A 17,343-nucleotide genomic window follows, 5' to 3' on the forward strand; every position below is an offset into this window, starting at 1 on the left:
ACGGCTGTGCTAATATGTACCGCATTTGTATATAATACGCTTTATTCGCATATTTAACCATAGATTAACTTGTGTAAAAACTAAACGATGTCCGAAGCTGAGCTAAAACAGATATTACTCAATGATGTACTTATTGATTTTGCCGCGTTAAAAATTAAGGTGGCGGGTAAGTGGTGCATTATTGAAGCTAAGCAGTTATTGTTGCTCAAGCTGTTGATTAGTCATCAAGGGCAAGCTGTTTCGCGAGATACCATTATGGATACTGTGTGGCCTGATGTGGTAGTGAGCGATAATTCGGTTAGCCAACTAGTCACACAATTGCGTAAAAGTTTGCATGATGATCAAAAAACAACCCATTTTATTCGCACAGTGCCAAGAGTTGGCTATCAGTTAATTGCTCAAGTTAGTGATGCGCCAACTATTTTAGAAAAAGTAATGCCTGCTAGCCCGCGTACTTCAATGTTATTTATTGTTGTGGGCTTGTTTGTAGGCACTATCGTTACTTTACTGAGTCAGCATTTACTCGCGCCGGAAAAATCTAAATTAGCGTATCAGTATCAATCGCGTATTACTTCTGCGCCTGGGGCTGAGGTTTTTTTACGCTACTCTCCGAATGGGCGATACTTAGCTTTTAGTCAATCGAACCATCAACAAAGCCAATTTGATTTAGCCGTTTTTGATCATCAAAGTAAAACCGTTCACAGTATAAAAAGTTCAGGTTATTCAGAAGAAGCACCGGTTTGGTCGCCTGATGGTAAATGGTTAGCTTACTTTAGATACGACCCTATTAGTTGCGATATCAGAGTTATGTCGGTGGGCAATGCGATAGAAACGTGGCGCTTGAGCCCAGAGTTTAGGCTGGCTAAATGTCAACAACGCCATGGCCCAACTAAATTGCACTGGGTAGATGCGCAAACAATTTACACCACTCACTGGCAGGATGAACAACCGCGATTAGTCAAATATAGTTTGTCATTATCACCGAATCCTAAGATAGTTGAGCAACATGTAATAGGTGATTTTAAACCGTTAGCTGTTGATATTAATAGCCACAATAAAATGCTGGTTTTAGAGAAACAAGCGGGCTGGTTTAATCTCAGTGAAGTAGACTTAAATAAAGGACTTACGCGTAAAAAAATTAAACAAAGCCGTCACTTTCATGCGCCTTTGTTACTAGACAGCGAGCCCGGGTTTTATTGGCTAGGGGATGATGCCCTAAGGCGTTACGCTTATGATGGCGCAGAGCAGATGATCCATCAACCTTTAGGGTTTATCGCCGATTTAGCGATTAACCCGACTAATGGAGATATAGCTCATGCCGAAGGACAAGCGCGGATAAATTTATATCAAATTGAATTAGCACTCAATAAAGAGCAACCTATCGTTAGTACAAGCCAGTTATCTTCCTCATCACGTATAGATATACTCCCAGCGGTGTCTATGGATGGTCAGCAAAGTGCGTTTATTTCATTGCAGCGCCGTGGGATCACAGGGTTTACAAATATAGAAGTGTGGCTTAAACATAAACAACGTAAAAGTGCTAATTTAATTGCGACTTTACCCAGTGATATTACGCCAAAATATTTACTGTTTTCACCCAGTGGTGACAATATCTTACTCGCCGATCAGCAGCATAATATTTACTTGATCAATACTTTTTCAAGGCGTTTAGTTCCGATCATATCAGGGTTTGAGCAACTCAATGGGGTACATTGGTCACAGGATAGTCATAGCATTTACTATCAAGCCAAAAATAATCAAGGGCAATGGCAAGATTGGCGATACGACATGCAACTCATGAGCAATACTTTAGTGAGTGAAAACGCGCCTTTAGAAACCTTGGACCTAGAGCACCCTCTGTGGCAGTTAAATAGCTCTTATATTGAGTACGAAGATCATGTTGCGCGCTTTCTAGCCACTGAGCTTGAGCAGCAATTACCTCTAGCACAATTATTACCTTCACTTACCTTGTTTAAACCGGCAGTGTTCAAAGGTGGAATTTATTACGTACTACGCCAAGGCCACCAACTATCACTTTATTGTTATTTGACCGAGCAAAAGCGTAATGTATTTATTAAAGAGCTAGGCGTTTATGGCTTCGATTTAGATATCAATTTAAATATTAGCAGCTCCTTGGACGGCAAGCAGGTTGTGTTTAGTCAGGTTGATGGGATAGAAACAGATATACTTTTGCATCAAGCAACTAAGGCTGAGCGGTAATAAAGTCAGTGATATGACCAAGGTACCAATTACGGTTTTTTGCTTCATCTAATGCCTGTTTGGCAATTTTTTTCGCTGTATTAGTGTCTTTTTCAGCGACTATTTTTGCTTTAAGTAATAGTAATTGAGGGTGGTTGGTATCATCTGCCAACGCTGTGTCTAATGCTTTTTTAACTGTTTCAGTATCAATATTACTTAATGAATATAGCAAGTTTGCTAAATCTCGTTTTGCTGTAAATAGGCCTTGTCTGGCGGCCGCTTGGAGCCATTTAAGCGCTTTATTAGGTGCATAATCTAAATGTTTTTTATTAAGTAACTCTCTACCTAAACGGTATTGTGCTTGTGCGAAGCCATTTTGTGCGGCAAGTAAAATCCAATTAAGTCCTTTTTCACGTTCTATTTTTCCATATGCACCTCGTAATAAGTTTGCACCTATACGATATTGTGAGTTGGCGTAACCGTTACTCGCCGATTTTAATAATAGTTCATCCGCGGCATTATCTTGCTGCCAATGGTATTTTAATAGTCGTGTTGCGTTATATTGATCAGAACTGAGCCAATTTGCGATATAGTATTGCACAAGGGCATTGCCTTGCTCGGCAGCATCGATTAAGTCAGTGATTTCTTCATTATATTCACGCTGTTGGCTTTTAAAACTCTGCGCATATTGCTTACCTTTGTAAGTCGTGAAATGGTAAAGTAATGAGCGGTTATAATAGGGAAGCTCATCCTCAGAGGCCTTATATTGCCAACGTTTAACAGCATTAATAATTGCTTTATCAAAGGTTTTATCAGGATTTGAATCAATGAGTGTGATATCAGTGACAGCACCACTTTCGTCAATATCAAACTCCAGCCAAACCCAGCCTTCTAGACCGTTTGCGTAGGCATATTCTGGGTATTTGGGCTCTACCGTATAAGCGCGATTGATGCTAGCGTTATTGATAGGTGTTGAGTTTAATTCAGGGCGTAATTGCTCGTTATACCATTTAAAGCTGAGTTGTTTTAAAAGAGCTGTGTAGGCATCATCAAGAGGTTGTTTACTTTCTGCTTGTTTAGCTATTAACCGAGCAGTATCACGGGCGTCAGCTAAGCCAAAATCCGCTGCTAAATTAAACCAAGCATAAGCTTGTGCGTTATTTTTATCAACGCCCTGACCATGTAAATACATTACTGCAATATTATAAATAGCATCAGGGTTACCTAAGTGAGCAAGCTGCGTAAATTCATGCTTTGCCTGCGCGAAATTACCTTGGTGGTAATCAAAAGTTGCACTGAGCAAATCTGCTTTTGCACCAGGCATAAAAATGAATCCACACATAATTATGCAGGCTTTTGAGGCTAAAAGCTTGATATTGAATTTGTTTAGATACTTGGATAAATGTGTTAGCACGAATTTACACTTTAGCTATCGCTAATATGAACCTTGTGGTGTTTTACCTATTGATTGTACTTGTTTTGTTTATTATTACTAGCGCCAACAGACTAAGTCTTTAATAAAAAAGCAGGTAACCAAAAGGTTACCTGCTTTAGACCCCTGGGCATAGGGGCAGCCTTCCTTGGCGAGAGTCGAATACCTGTGTTAGCTAAGTAAATCGACAAAAATAAGCTTAAAAGTTAAAGCGTACTCCCGCTACAAAGCGACGGCCGTCGGCATAAACACCGGTGAGCGCTTGTTCTACACCTTTTTCTTGGTAACTAAAGGTGTGCTCGTCGGTTAAGTTAATAGCTTCAAGCACTAATGATACGTTTTCATTTACGTTGTAAGTAAAATTAGCGTCTACTTGACCGTAGTCATCAACGTAGCCATGGCCTTGACCTGAGTTGTAACCCGTTCGGAAGTTATAAGAGATACGGGTACTAAATGTTTCTGTTTCATAGTACGTGCTTAAGTTAATCGTATGCTCTGAGTTACCTGGAATAATTGTATCATTACCATCTTTATCTTTTGCTTCACCATCTACAAAGGTGTAGTTTGCATTTAAACCAAAGCCTTCTAAAATTTCTTGCTGATAACCAAGCTCTAAACCTTGAATACGACCAGATCGACCATTGGTAGGGCGGTTTACCAGTATTTCGACACCTTCGTGCATTTCAAGTGTAGGTGTTACATCTAAGAAAGATTGAATATCTTTATAAAATACCACCGCAGAGAATAAACCAGCTTCGCTGAAGTACCATTCAATACCTGTATCAAACTGTGTTGCACGGTATGGGTCAATCTCAGGATTACCGCCACTACCTGTTTGTGTTTCAAGGTTATATGAGGTTGATGGTGTCATTGCGGCATAGTCTGGGCGCGACATTACCCGTGCTGCACTAAAGCGTAGTAATAAGTCTTCTTCTAAATCAATGGCAAGGTTAATGCTTGGCAGAATATCAAAGTAATCGCGGTCATCATTGGTCCACACTTCAGAGCCACTTTCGCCCACATAAGCAGCGGTGGATTGCTGAGTTTGTACTAAACGCACCCCTAAATTACCGCGCATACCTTCAACATCAATATCCGCCTTCACGTAACCCGCAGTGATTTTTTCTTCAACCTCAAAGGTACTGGCTTTAAGCACACGGTAATCCCAATCCAGCGCATCACCATCTTGGCGGACTTTGCCTGAATCAGTGATTGCGTAATCCCTTAATGTGCCGTCTGAGCCTAGACCTGACAAGTAATCAGATGGCATAGAGAGTGAATAATCGGCTAAGCTCCAACCTAAATCTGTGCGATTATCGGTGGTGTGTTTAGTATTAAAGCGAGAGTGGTCGCGGTATTTCAAACCAAACTTAACATCACTAAAGACAGCGATGTCAATTGGGCGCGAAAAATCCACTTGTAGGTAAGTTTCGTCATCTTTGGCATCGTTACTGTCGTAACGTAAAAAACCTAAATCCCAGTTTTTACCATCAGCAGGATCTGCGCCGTAGCTGGTACGTACGTCCTTAACACTTGAAGTATCAAAGCTATGCACGTAATTGCCTTCCCAGCCCACACTTCTATCAGCTTGTGAGCCACCACTGCCTTCGGTATAACCAACATGCACACTAGTCAGCCATAACTCACCTTGATAATCAGCTTTTAAATCGTACGATTTAGTTTTGATTTCTGAATTACGTACCTTGGTTTCATCAAGAATGTTATTTGCAGTGGGTGATAAACCTAATGTGCCACCGAGAAGCATAGTTCCCACTTGGTCGTTTTCGACTAAGGTTACATCTGTGTATTGCGAGCCACCATAACCAGGTAGCCATAAGAAGTTTTGGTTCTCGTTATTTGCTTCGAGGGTCGAATCAAGTGCATTGAATGTTAAATCAAGTTGATCAGTCGGGCGGTATTGTACGGCTAAGTTTATACCTGTACGAATACGCTCTTGTAAAAACATGGCTGAGCCACCGCCACCAGGGCTGTATACGTCTTTATATTCAGTGCCATCAGTTAAAGTGATATCACGCTTTGCCCAGCTCCATGATTCAATACCATCACGGCGTAGGTTACGCTGTTGGCGTACTAGTGAAATAAGCGCACCGAAAGACTCATCTTCGGTCTTAAAGTTATACATAGCCGATAGCTGTGGATCGGTTTCACCCGATATTTCACTGTGTTGCGCAAGCACTGAGCCGGCAAACTTATTGGCTTCTAAATCAAGCGGTTTACGGGTTCTTACGATAACCGTGCCACCAATTGAGCCTTCATCTATATCTGCTTCCGGTGATTTATATACCTCTAAGCCAGAAACAATTTCAGACGGTAGCATGGTATAGTTAAAGCCACGGCTCGCCGCTGAGTTAGTCCACCAGTCGGCAGAGCCAACAGCTTGACCATTTAATAATGTACGGTTTTGGCTTTCGCTGGTACCACGAATACTTACACGCTCACCTTCACCAAAATTGCGGCTTATTGAAACACCGGTAATACGTTGAAGTGATTCGGCCACGTTCTGGTCAGGGAACTTCCCTATATCTTCGGCGGTAACAGCATCAACAATCGAATTTGCATAGCGTTTGGTGTTTAATGATTTAACGACACTGCCACGAATACCACGCACTTGGATTACTTCTACTTCGTCGGTGCTTTGTGCTTGGGCACTATGTGCCATCATAGGTAAGCTTAACGCCGATGTCATAAGTGATGCACTAATAGCTAAGTGCAGTCTTTTCATTTTTATATTTATCATTATCGATTCCCCTTGAATCAACACTTCGTTTTGTTGTTTAACGGAATAGTTTTAATGGCACGTTTTCTATTTATAAGCACAGCCATATTTTAAAACTAATATACGCCCCCAAATTTAGCCGTTATTAGTGTGGTAATAACATGTACTGAGTTGGGTTTGTGGTTCTATTAAACGCTTTTTGATTTACCGAGTCTTGAAACTAAGTGAATAGTTGTGAAATTAGCTAAATCGACATTGAATATAGTTTTTCTTTTATTTTTTTTGATATTAATCATCATATTAGGTTAGTATTTTATTTTGTTATTTTTAATAAATTAAGTTTACTTATATCGGTGGTACAAAAATTTATGGCTAATTCACAGGTTGTGATATCTAGAACCCACGTAAATTTAAGTAATAAACGTGTTAACTGCTGAAAGTAGTAAGCTGACCACTTACGACTAAAATTAAGTGAGAATTTAAGGTTGACCGTATTGATATGGCTTGTGAGTAGATTTGCACAGCGCTTAACATAGGCTAAGCGCTGGTGGGGGTTATAAGCTCTTTTTCGGCGGGAGCGCTACATTGGCAAATATTAACCCTGCCACGAGGGACATAAATATTAAGAAGGTTTGTTGACCGATATGATCTGCGGATACAAAATCTTGCCCTTCTATTAACGAGTTTAGTCCGATATAGGTTTTGCTACCAGGTACTAATACAATCAAGCCTTGCATGGCAACAATAGAAGCCGGTGCGTTCGCAACTCGATTAAATAAGTTACTAAACACTCCCACTGAAAATGCGCCTATAAATGTACCTAAGGTATAATCTAAGTCTAAATAAATGGCTGGGCCGATACTGGTGCCATAGGCAATAAAACCAGAGGCAATTGACCACGCTGCGTGCTTTAATTTTGTTCTAAAAATAACGATTAAGCTACTACATAAAAGCAAAATTGCTAACCAAGCGGTCCATTTAGGTAACGGCTCGGGTTGAATAAAATCAGTTTGGCCAAACATGGCAAAGCCAATTGCAATACCAATAAATGCGCCAAAGTAGAGTTTAAATAATAGCATAAACGAGTCCATCACCCGTGCGGTACCTGACACTAAATGCCGCGCAGCAAGTTCTGCTAAGCCAAGTGCCAGTGCAAGCCCAGGTATAAACACGATAATGGCAGAGAGCACAATAAGGCGAATATTAATTTGCGCATCTATATAGACGCTTATTGCACAGGCCAATATAGCTGAAATAATTGCCACAAGCGGCTCAAGCATATGAGCAACCCGTTTAGAACGAGCCGACCAAAGTACAAATAAATATACAATAAATGTAAGTAAGCCGGACCAGATGACGTCATTCCAGCTGGTGCCCATCAACATTGCAAATGCGCCGCCCGAAGTGGCAAAAGCAATACCTGTTAAAAGCTTATTATATGGGTTTGGAGCTGCAAAAATAATATCCAGTTGGTGATCAACCTCTTGCAAGGTTAATTCATCGTTCAGCATTTTATTTACTAGATCATCCGTGTCGGCTAATGAGCCTAAGTCGTGATCGCCTGGATCAACCCGTGCTACATGAGTGTATTCATCTTCATGACCGTCAGTCCAAATAACAAAGGTGACGGATGTAGGCGACATAACAAACGATGATTTTAAGCCAAGGTAGGTTGCCACTTCCATTAAATGTGCTTCAAGGCGGTACGCAGGCGTACCGTATTTATGAAGCATTTTGCCAAGCTTTACGATAAATTTGCGTTTTTCAGTAAACGTTGCGGTTTTCAAATGAGTTTTGAACCAAAATTTAAATTATTCAGTTAAAAAATATAGACAATACAGCTTAAATTGCCCAGTTATTTGGCGGCGATTTTAAACACAAATTTGTTCCTGTCTAGCTTTTTTTACTTGTTTTTTGCTTCTATCCATTGTGCCATATATTGAGTACTGCGCATGGTATGGTGTTTAAGCATTTGGCCGGTAAAATTAGCTTCTCGATGTTGTATTAAGTTGCTTTCAATAGCCACAATTTTATTTATTAAATTAGCTGCTAGTTGTGCTTTATCATAATGAGCGCTTAGCAGTGAATGGGCATTTTTTTGTGCGTTTAAAAACTGGAGTGGATCTTGGTAAAGTGCCACTGCTGCATCTGCAAAACGTTCGGGATCATTTTCAATTACACCTGGCCAAGGTAATTCGCCATGCATTCCTTCACTGCCAATTGTTGTGGTTACACTGGGCGTTTGCATAATCATTGCCTCTAACAGTTTACCTTTAATACCTGCACCAAAGCGCAGTGGTGATAAACAAACTCGGGCATCTTCCATAACTGTATAGGCATTATCTGCCCAACCTTTAATTAAAAAGCCGGTTTTAGGGTTATTCAGTGCCGTCGCTTTTGGCGGTGGGTAAGAGCCATAAATGTGCAGTTCTGCCTTAGGGAGTTGTTTACGAATCAGTGGCCAGATTTGTTGAAGGTATAATACCGCATCCCAATTTGGCGCATGACGAAAGTTACCAATGGTCATAAAGTGCTGGCGCTGCTCAAATGATTTGGTTTGCGTTGGTAATGCATCTAAAGCGACCATAAAGGGTAAATGATGTAATAAACGGTTATCTACTTTAAATACATTAGATAATAATTGCATTTCATAACTTGAAATAATTAAGCTTAAATCACAACGTAAAATCGCGGCGATTTCACGCTTGGCAATATCTGAATGTAAATCACTGTGATTGAATTCGCGATTGCCTTTGTGTGCTTCATGGCGTGCATTACGTAAACATTGTAAATCTTCAGTATCGAGAATTTTAAGGGCATTTGGGCAGTGTTTATCTACGCGCCAACCAAATTGTTCTTCCATCATAAAGCGGTCAAACATTACGATATCTGGCGCATAAGCCGTTACATATTCATCAAAGCTACTACAATTAAGTGCTATTACCTGACTACTAATACCGTTGTCTTCTAGGTTTTCCATATGCTCAGTTTTTTGTGCAGGGCTGGTAAACTCTACTTGCCAATTTTGTGACTTAAATGCCTTAAGCAGTGACATCATATGTGTACCAGCAGCTGATGAATTAGGCTCAGGCCATACATAGCCAATAACTAATACTTTTTTCATTTACTTGAATCTCTAATTTGTAAGCTTACATCTACCAAGGTGCGTACGGGGGCCACGGTATTGTTTAACAGCTCTTGTAGGGTATGGCAGGTGCGTTTGCCAATCTCATGTGCATCAATAGCCACAGTGCTTAATGAAGGCGACATAAGTTTTGAATCAGCAAGGTCGTCAAATCCGACTACTTTTATGTCTTTGCCTACGCTGAGTCCGTATTGTCCGATAGCTTCTATGACGCCGTAAGCAATGACATCATTGAAACAAATCACTGCTTTTATATCAGGGGCTAATTTATATAATTGGTTAAAAGCATCTCTACCGCCTTGTCGATTGGTTACTGCTTTAATGACTGGTTGGGCTTGAATGTTAAATTTTTCTAGTGCAGACAAAAAACCATTTAGGCGCTCGTGGTAGTCAGAAATATCGTCGGTACCGCCTAAAAACGCGATGTCGGTGATCCCCTGTTCAAGAATATGCATTGTCGCTAGGTGAGTGCCTTTTTTGTTGTCAGGTAAAATAGTTGGCGCACGACTAAATGGTACTTCTCGCATAATATTGATAACAGGAAAGTTATGGTGAATTAGCTCATCTAACCATACTTGCTCAGTCCCCGGTGCCGGGCACATTATAAATGCTGCTACGTTGTACTCTTTGAGGTTTTTAACAACTTGTTGTTGGCGTTGATAGCTCTCTGCTGTATTCACCAACATAGGCAACATACCCATAGCGTATAAATGCTCTTCAAGCCCGACAGCAAGCTGAGCTGCGAACGGGTTTGTTAGGTCGTTAATAATTACCGCGACTAAGTTTGAGCGCTTGCTTCGCAGTGCGGCAGCGTCACGATTATAGACATAACCTAGCTTATCAATTGCCTGTAGTACCTTTTCTTTGCGTTTATCGCTGACTTTGTCACTTTGCGTAAGCACTAATGAGACAGTCGATTTTGATACTTCAGCTTCTTTGGCTACATCAAAAATTGTGACTTTATTGGTTTTATTTTTCATTCATCATTATACAAGAGTCAACATAATAGCTAAGTTTAACGTAAACAGACTGATAAAGTCATTAAAGCTGTGTATTAGCTGCTATACGAATGATTTATAGGCTAATCAAGGTAAAGCCTTTATGAATGTACCGAAACATGTTTTACTTATCTAATAACAATTAAAAAGGAAAAATGATGAAGGTTTTTTCGCTTTTTTTAGCCCTTGCAGTGACATTTGGGGCCACAACCCCAACCCATGCTGAGCAAGGCTATCAAACTCCCTCTAATGATTTAGCTGCGTTAGTTGATGCTAAGCTTGCGCCAAGCAGTTATTTATCTTCGGATGGTCAATGGCTTGCGCTATTTGATCGAAAACGCATAGAGTCACTTGATGATCTAGCCAAAGAAGAGTTTAAACTTGCGGGTGTAAAGCTCAACCCTGCTAATTTTTCACGCTCTCGCGAACGCACTAAGTTTACAAGCTTGTTTTTAAAGCATATTGAAACCGGTGCCGTGGTTACTGTTACTAATTTACCTGCGGGTGTGATCCGCTCGCCGAAGTGGTCATCTGACGGACAATACCTTGCTTTTATTGTCGAGCAGCCACAGCAGGCTAATTTATGGGTGTATAACACTCAAACAAAACTGGCCCGCCAGCTTGCAGATGTTGCTTTAAACTCGGTTTTAACCAGTAGCCCTTATACATGGTTACCCGATAGCACCGCAATTGTAGCTAACGCAGCGGTGAATATTGGTAAGCCAAGGCTAACTAACGACAGCCAAAATATCCTTCCGATCATTCAGCAAAGTACGGGCGAAAAAGCGCCAGCACGTACTTATCAAAACTTGTTGACTAGCCCGTTTGATGAGCAACAATTTAAATTTTATGGTCAAGGGCAATTAACTTATATTCCACTTAGTGGTGTAGCGCGAGCAATTGGCAAGCCGGCTTTATTTAAGTCGTTCTCTGTTTCACCTGACTCGACGAATCTACTGGTAGCCAGTATAGATGAGCCCTTTTCTTATCAAGTGCCGTACAGTCGGTTTGCAACCACATGGCAAATTTTGGGAATGCGAGGTTATGCGCTAGTAGAACTGGCGAAACAGCCACTTGCAGATAATATTCCGCAAGGTTATGACAGTGTAAGAACTGGTCGCCGTGATTTTGAGTGGCGAGCAGATCAGGGTGCTGAAGTCATTTGGGCCGAGGCGCAAGATGGCGGTGATATGAAAACCGATGTGCAGCATCATGATTATATTTATTCTTTACGTGCGCCTTTTAAACGAGAGCCAAAACTGTTTGCTAAAGTTGAGCGCCGTTTTGCTGGCATTGAGTGGGCTAATCAAAATGTGGCAATGTTAAGAGATTGGCGCTTTAGTGATCGCCAAGTACGCACTTTTGTAATTCAACCGCGTAACGCTGATAGAAACAGAGTGTTGTTTTCACAGCGAAGCTATAATGATGCTTATAAAAATCCAGGCAGTGCAATTTATGAACGTAATGATTTAGGCAGCAGCGTCATTAAGGTAGTGGGCGGTCGGTACATATACTTACGCGGCAATGGTGCATCTGAGCAAGGTAATGTGCCGTTTTTGGATCAGTATGATATAAAAACAAATACAACAAAGCGTTTATGGCAGTCAAAAGCGCCATATTATGAACGCGTTCGTGCCATGCTTGATGATGAAGGTGAGCGATTAATTACCATTCGTGAGTCTAAAACAGAGCAACCTAACTTTTTTATTCGTGATTTAGATGACAATACACTAACCCAGCTGACAACGTTTGAACACCCATACCCTGCGTTCAAAGGAGTAACCAAAGAGTTAGTGCGTTACAAACGTGATGATGGTGTAGAACTATCTGGTACTCTTTATCTTCCTGCAGGTTATGACAAAACTCAAGGTACCTTACCTGTGTTAATGTGGGCTTACCCGCTTGAATATAAAGATAAAGCGGTTGCATCTCAAGTACGTGAATCGCCTTATGCGTTTACCTATGTAGGTTATTGGGGACCAATGCCATACTTAGCTAAAGGAATTGCGGTATTTGATGACCCGAAAATGCCCATCGTTGGCGTAGAGGGTAAAGAGCCGAATGACTTGTTTAGAAAGCAGTTGGTATCAAGTGCGCAAGCAGCGGTTGATGTGCTTGTTGAAAAAGGTATTGCTGATAAAGATAAAATTGCCATTGCAGGACATTCGTATGGTGCCTTTATGGTGGCAAATTTATTAGCACACAGTGACTTATTCAAAACTGGTATTGCCAGAAGTGGCGCTTATAATCGCACTCTAACACCGTTTGGCTTTCAAGGTGAAGAACGTGATTTTTGGCAAGCACAAGATGTGTATTCAGCAATGTCGCCATTTTTTCATGCTGAGAAAATTAACGAACCCATGTTAATGATCCATGGGCAAGAAGATCCTAATTCGGGCACCTTCCCAATGCAAAGTGAGCGCATGTACGCCGCACTTAAAGGCTTAGGTAAAGATGCTCGCCTGGTAATGCTACCTTATGAGGCGCATGGCTATAAAGCACGTAAGAGCTTATTGCATGTTTTGTGGGAGCAAGAGCAATGGCTTGAAAAGTACTTACTCAGTGATGAAGGTCCAGTAAAAGAGAGCACTTCTGCTGAGTAACAGTATTGCTTGACATAATACGCGGCGAAATACCGCGTTTTTATTCAACGTTATATTCAATTTAGTGCAAGAAGATCCACCCTTAATCTCACGGCACCTTCCCAATGCAAAGTGAGCGCATGTACGCCGCACTTAAAGGCTTAGGTAAAGATGCTCGTTTGGTAATGCTACCTTATGAAGCTCATGGCTATAAAGCACGTAAGAGCTTATTACATGTTTTGTGGGAGCAAGAGCAGTGGTTGGAAAAGTATTTATTAAGTGATGAAAGTCCTGCTGAGGGAGCTACACCAGCTGATTAATTGAGTGTAGTTATAATCTCAATGACTAAAACGCGGTTCATCATCATGTGAGCCGCGCCTTTTATTTTAAATTCTAAGTAGTAAACAACGTTGTTCAGCTAAAGGACATTGTTTTTTAACCCTCTAATTTTTAGCTGCTTTGTTGTACCTATATGTAAATCCATTTTCACAATAATGTCACCAAGTTGTTACTCAGTTGCCATGTAAATGGCATCTAACTGTCAAAAACCTTCCTTATTGTAGCTGCTCTTAAAATAATAATTTTGTACTTACCAAGGAACTAAGATGAAATTAAAACCACTTGTGGGCAGTTTACTTATGCTCGGTGCTTTAACTGGCTGTGATATTGATAATAACAATGATATGGATCCAGCACGTTATCAACTCATGCTTGAAATAACGCCGCAAAGTGCGGGTAATGTTGTCATTGCCCCTGAGAGGGAAGATTACGAAGAAAATGCCATTGTGATGCTAACAGCGCAAGCAGCACAGGGTTATGAGTTTGTGTCATGGACCGGTGATATTGGTAGCGCAGATTATGCAGCACAATCACTCACATTAACCATGGATAGCCATAAAGATATTACAGCGACATTTAGCGCTGTTGTGATGCCTGAAGAGGGTGATATTGTTATCAATGAGTTGCGTTCAACAGGTGGTGGCTATGATTATATTGAGCTGCATAACACCTCAGATGAAGCATTTACCTTTGATGCAAACTGGGCAGTAAACGACATTAAAGGTTTTTCAGAAGATAAAGAACCTGGAGTTAAAATTCCGCAAGGTACGGTCATTGAAGCCGGCGGCTTTTTAGTAATTGCTGTGGATCAAACAAGTGTACCGTTTGATGCGCCTGCGGGCACGATTGCCGCCAATGAAGGCGATACTGATTTTGGTTTAGGTAAAGGCGATACGGCGTTACTTGTGCATAATAATGAAGTAGTACAAAGCGTGAATTGGAATGATGGTAGTCATGTAGAAACATGGGGTCGTTTACCTGATGGGGGTCAATGGCATTCCCAAGGTGAACCCTTAGAAGCTACGCCTGGTATGGCAAATAAACTACCTGATGTGATAGAAGGTGCAACGGCTGCAGATATCGTTATTAACGAAGTGGTATCAAAAGGTCGTGATGATGCCGATTTCGATTACGTTGAACTTTATAATAAATCATCAGAAACATTTGTATTTAGTGAAAATGAGTGGGAATTAGTTGATTTAGACCGTGAAGCCAATAACGAAACAGGCATGACTATTCCAGCTGGTACTGAAATTCCAGGCCATGGTTTTATTGTGCTAATACCAGATATGCTCGAAGGTACAGCGCTGCCTAATGGGGCACCAGCTAATGCTATATTTAATGACAATGAAGATTTTGGTTTAGGTAAAGGCGAAACTATAAAGTTAAAATACCAAGGTGAAGTGCATGAACAGGTAAGTTACGGCGATTTTCATGTAAATAGCTATGGTCGCTTCCCTGATGGAATGGACTTTATTGATTTAGATGAAGGCAATGCACCACAGCTTTATGCCAGCCCTGGTCGTAAAAATTTTGCCACACCAAGCATTGTTGCCACTGCAACAACACTCAACTTTACTGCGTTTAACGACCAAGAAGCTGAACTTGAAAGCAAAGGTTTTCGTGTATTTGGTAAAGGCGCAGATCTGGCTGCTGATGTAGAGCCTGAATACATAGCGGTGTCAGCTGATTCAACAACAGCTTGGGTGTCATTACAAGAAAACAATGGCCTTGCTAAAGTTGATTTAGTAACCATGAATATCACCGATATTCTGCCATTAGGTTTTAAGGATTATGGCTTAGAAGGCAATGAAATAGATGCCAGTGATAAAGATGACATTATAAAGCTACAAACTCGCAACAATATTGTCGGTATGTATCAACCTGATGGTATTGCCACTTTTGCAAAAGACGGCATTCACTATGTTTTGACTGCGAACGAAGGCGATGTACGTGATTGGTTTACTAACTTTGAAGAAGGTGAAAAAGTTGAAGGCATCGTACTCGATGGATCTGTATTTACAGATCCATCAATGTTGCAAACCGATGATGAACTGGGGCGTTTATTAGTGTCACAGTATGTGGATTCAGACACAGCCGTATCAAGTCATAATAAGCTTTACAGTTTTGGTGCGCGTTCATTCTCAATCTACAATGGAGATACTGGGGAGCAAGTGTTTGACAGCGGTTCATCACTTGCAGTAGAGGCGCAAAAAGCAGGTGTTTATCCTGATGACCGCAGTGACGCTAAAGGTACAGAACCAGAAAGCATTACCACAGGGATGGTCGGTGATAAGCGATACGCCTTTATTGCGCTTGAGCGTGCCGATGCAGTTGCAGTTTATGATGTAACAGACGTCAGTGCAGTATCGTTTGTACAAATGTTAGTAACACAAGATGATGATGCACCTGAGGGGGTGTTATTTATACCCGCCGAGCAAAGCCCAGCGTCACAAGCGCAGCTGGTGGTTGCAAATGAAGACAGCGGTAATATCACCGTCTATAGTGAAAACAGCGAAGGCAAGTTTGATTTTACATCACGCTTGTTATTTGAAGGCGGTGAAGGCGCTGCAGAGATCACGGCTTATGATGCCCAAACAAAACGTTTATTCGTGGTAAATAACGGCAGCTTGCTTAATGCCCCGCGTATTGAAGTGGTTGATTTTGCTGATCCAAGTAACATTGCAACACTTGCTGCAATTGATATTAGCTATTATGGTGCTGGTGTTAATTCTGTCGCAGTATCAAACGGAAAACTTGCCGCTGCGATCGAGTCAGGCGTGAAAACGGATACTGGCGTTGTTGCTATGTTTAACACCAGTAGTTATGAGCTTGAAATGATAGCTGCAGTCGGATCGCTGCCAGACATGGTAACGTTCAGTCCAGATGGTAAATTAATCATCACCGCCGATGAAGGCGAACCGAGTGAAGATTACAAGATTGATCCTCTTGGTTCCGTATCGATAATTGAGTTAAAACCAGTAAATTAATTTTTACTGGCTTTTGCTAACGAAAGAGCCGCAAAACTTGCTTTTAATAAGGCAATTGCGGCTTTCGTTTTCGCAGCTAAAGTATCCCGCGCAGGCGTGACTGCAAACACACTGTAATGGGGGAGTTGCCAATCGGTACACAAAGGTTTTAATTCACCTGAATGTAATAAACTACGCACTTCCGGCTCGGGTAAAATGGCGTAGCCAACACCATCACATACTAGTTGAATGATGCTTTGCATATTGTTTACGGTGATCCGTGCTGCGGGCAATGTAACGCTTTGTTCAGTTGCTTTATGTGTCAGCGCATATTCTGCGCTTATGTGGGCAATGCGTGGCATTTGTGTTAATTGCTCAATATCGTTACTGATCTCATTGGATAACAGGTGGCTGTGGTGCACACATAACACTAAAGGCCAGTCAACTAAGTGCCTTGCGATTAAGTTCGAGTCTTGCAAAGGGCCAATCGCAATGGCTAAATCAGCGCCGGCTTTTATCATATCAACAGGTTCGTCAGACAAGCTGAGTTGAATATCAATATCCTCGTATTGGCTGATTAATTGCTGTAGTGGTGCACTTAACAGCCCGCCGCCAAAGCCCACCGGTGCCACTAACTTTAATCGGCCACTGGGATTATTTTGTAAGTGCTGTAACTGCTGCGACGCAGATTCACTCAGGGCCAGCATCTTGATACAGCTTTGATAATACAGCTCGCCTGCTTCGGTGAGTGTGAGCACCCGCGGACTGCGATTAAACAAGCTTAAACCTAACTCATGCTCAAGTTGCTTTATTTGTTGGCTTACAGCAGAGGTGGTCATCATCAACTCTTGTGCTGCACCACTCATATTTCCTGTTTCCACTGTGCGTGCGAACACATTGAGCGCCTTTAGTAATTTCCCATTCATAACTTTAAGTCCTACT

The 17,343-nt window shown here is 41.4% G+C and carries 9 protein-coding genes and 1 pseudogene; 4 read left to right on the forward strand and 6 right to left on the reverse strand.

The genetic code is table 11. From position 1 onward, the window contains the following. Positions 1-87: 87 nt before the first annotated feature. Positions 88-2,220 (forward strand): winged helix-turn-helix domain-containing protein, encoded by a 2,133-nt coding sequence (locus AAEU30_RS17280; RefSeq protein ID WP_421961589.1) that lies wholly within the window; start codon positions 88-90, stop codon positions 2,218-2,220. Here the strand turns inward: AAEU30_RS17280 and AAEU30_RS17285 are convergent. The 5 genes from AAEU30_RS17285 to AAEU30_RS17305 form a co-directional block, all read right to left on the reverse strand. Further along, positions 2,204-3,523, reverse strand: a complete 1,320-nt coding sequence (locus AAEU30_RS17285; RefSeq protein WP_421961590.1) for a TonB family protein — start codon at positions 3,521-3,523, stop codon at positions 2,204-2,206. The genes AAEU30_RS17280 and AAEU30_RS17285 overlap by 17 nt on opposite strands. A 307-nt stretch (positions 3,524-3,830) precedes the next feature. Beyond that, positions 3,831-6,389, reverse strand: coding sequence for a TonB-dependent receptor (locus AAEU30_RS17290; RefSeq protein WP_421961591.1), 2,559 nt, complete (start codon positions 6,387-6,389; stop codon positions 3,831-3,833). Positions 6,390-6,922: 533 nt separating this feature from the next. Beyond that, positions 6,923-8,155, reverse strand: coding sequence for a threonine/serine exporter family protein (locus AAEU30_RS17295; RefSeq protein WP_087533431.1), 1,233 nt, complete (start codon positions 8,153-8,155; stop codon positions 6,923-6,925). 116 nt (positions 8,156-8,271) lie between these two features. Next, a complete protein-coding gene (locus tag AAEU30_RS17300; RefSeq protein WP_421961592.1) occupies positions 8,272-9,492 on the reverse strand; it encodes a glycosyltransferase in 1,221 nt (406 codons plus the stop codon). Next, entirely contained in the window at positions 9,489-10,493 is a 1,005-nt protein-coding gene (locus tag AAEU30_RS17305; protein WP_421961593.1) for a LacI family DNA-binding transcriptional regulator, read from the reverse strand. Before AAEU30_RS17305 ends, AAEU30_RS17300 begins: the two co-directional genes overlap by 4 nt. A gap of 176 nt (positions 10,494-10,669) precedes the next feature. On the opposite strand from AAEU30_RS17305, the gene AAEU30_RS17310 reads away from it, so the two are divergent. The 3 genes and pseudogenes from AAEU30_RS17310 to AAEU30_RS17320 all read left to right on the forward strand — a co-directional run bounded on the left by AAEU30_RS17310 (position 10,670) and on the right by AAEU30_RS17320 (position 16,422). Then, positions 10,670-13,114: a S9 family peptidase gene (locus AAEU30_RS17310; RefSeq protein ID WP_421961657.1), complete on the forward strand. Its 2,445-nt coding sequence runs from the start codon at positions 10,670-10,672 to the stop codon at positions 13,112-13,114. A gap of 92 nt (positions 13,115-13,206) precedes the next feature. Further along, positions 13,207-13,413: pseudogene (locus AAEU30_RS17315) on the forward strand (alpha/beta hydrolase family protein); the annotation flags it as partial. 285 nt (positions 13,414-13,698) lie between these two features. Further along, positions 13,699-16,422, forward strand: coding sequence for a choice-of-anchor I family protein (locus tag AAEU30_RS17320; RefSeq protein WP_421961594.1), 2,724 nt, complete (start codon positions 13,699-13,701; stop codon positions 16,420-16,422). Here AAEU30_RS17320 and AAEU30_RS17325 read toward each other — a convergent pair. Further along, positions 16,419-17,327, reverse strand: coding sequence for a LysR family transcriptional regulator (locus AAEU30_RS17325; RefSeq protein ID WP_421961595.1), 909 nt, complete (start codon positions 17,325-17,327; stop codon positions 16,419-16,421). The two genes, AAEU30_RS17320 and AAEU30_RS17325, sit on opposite strands and share 4 nt — an antisense overlap. Positions 17,328-17,343 lie beyond the last annotated feature (16 nt).

Origin of the sequence: Pseudoalteromonas mucoides (assembly GCF_049257175.1) — a bacterium.
Lineage (GTDB): Bacteria > Pseudomonadota > Gammaproteobacteria > Enterobacterales > Alteromonadaceae > Pseudoalteromonas.

Coding starts and splice junctions, on each gene's coding strand:
- AAEU30_RS17280 (WP_421961589.1), top strand. CDS start 88: ATGTCCGAAGCTGAGCTAAAACAGATATTACTCAATGATGTACTTATT.
- AAEU30_RS17285 (WP_421961590.1), bottom strand. CDS start 3,523: ATGCCTGGTGCAAAAGCAGATTTGCTCAGTGCAACTTTTGATTACCAC.
- AAEU30_RS17290 (WP_421961591.1), bottom strand. CDS start 6,389: ATGATAAATATAAAAATGAAAAGACTGCACTTAGCTATTAGTGCATCA.
- AAEU30_RS17300 (WP_421961592.1), bottom strand. CDS start 9,492: ATGAAAAAAGTATTAGTTATTGGCTATGTATGGCCTGAGCCTAATTCA.
- AAEU30_RS17305 (WP_421961593.1), bottom strand. CDS start 10,493: ATGAAAAATAAAACCAATAAAGTCACAATTTTTGATGTAGCCAAAGAA.
- AAEU30_RS17310 (WP_421961657.1), top strand. CDS start 10,670: ATGAAGGTTTTTTCGCTTTTTTTAGCCCTTGCAGTGACATTTGGGGCC.
- AAEU30_RS17320 (WP_421961594.1), top strand. CDS start 13,699: ATGAAATTAAAACCACTTGTGGGCAGTTTACTTATGCTCGGTGCTTTA.
- AAEU30_RS17325 (WP_421961595.1), bottom strand. CDS start 17,327: ATGAATGGGAAATTACTAAAGGCGCTCAATGTGTTCGCACGCACAGTG.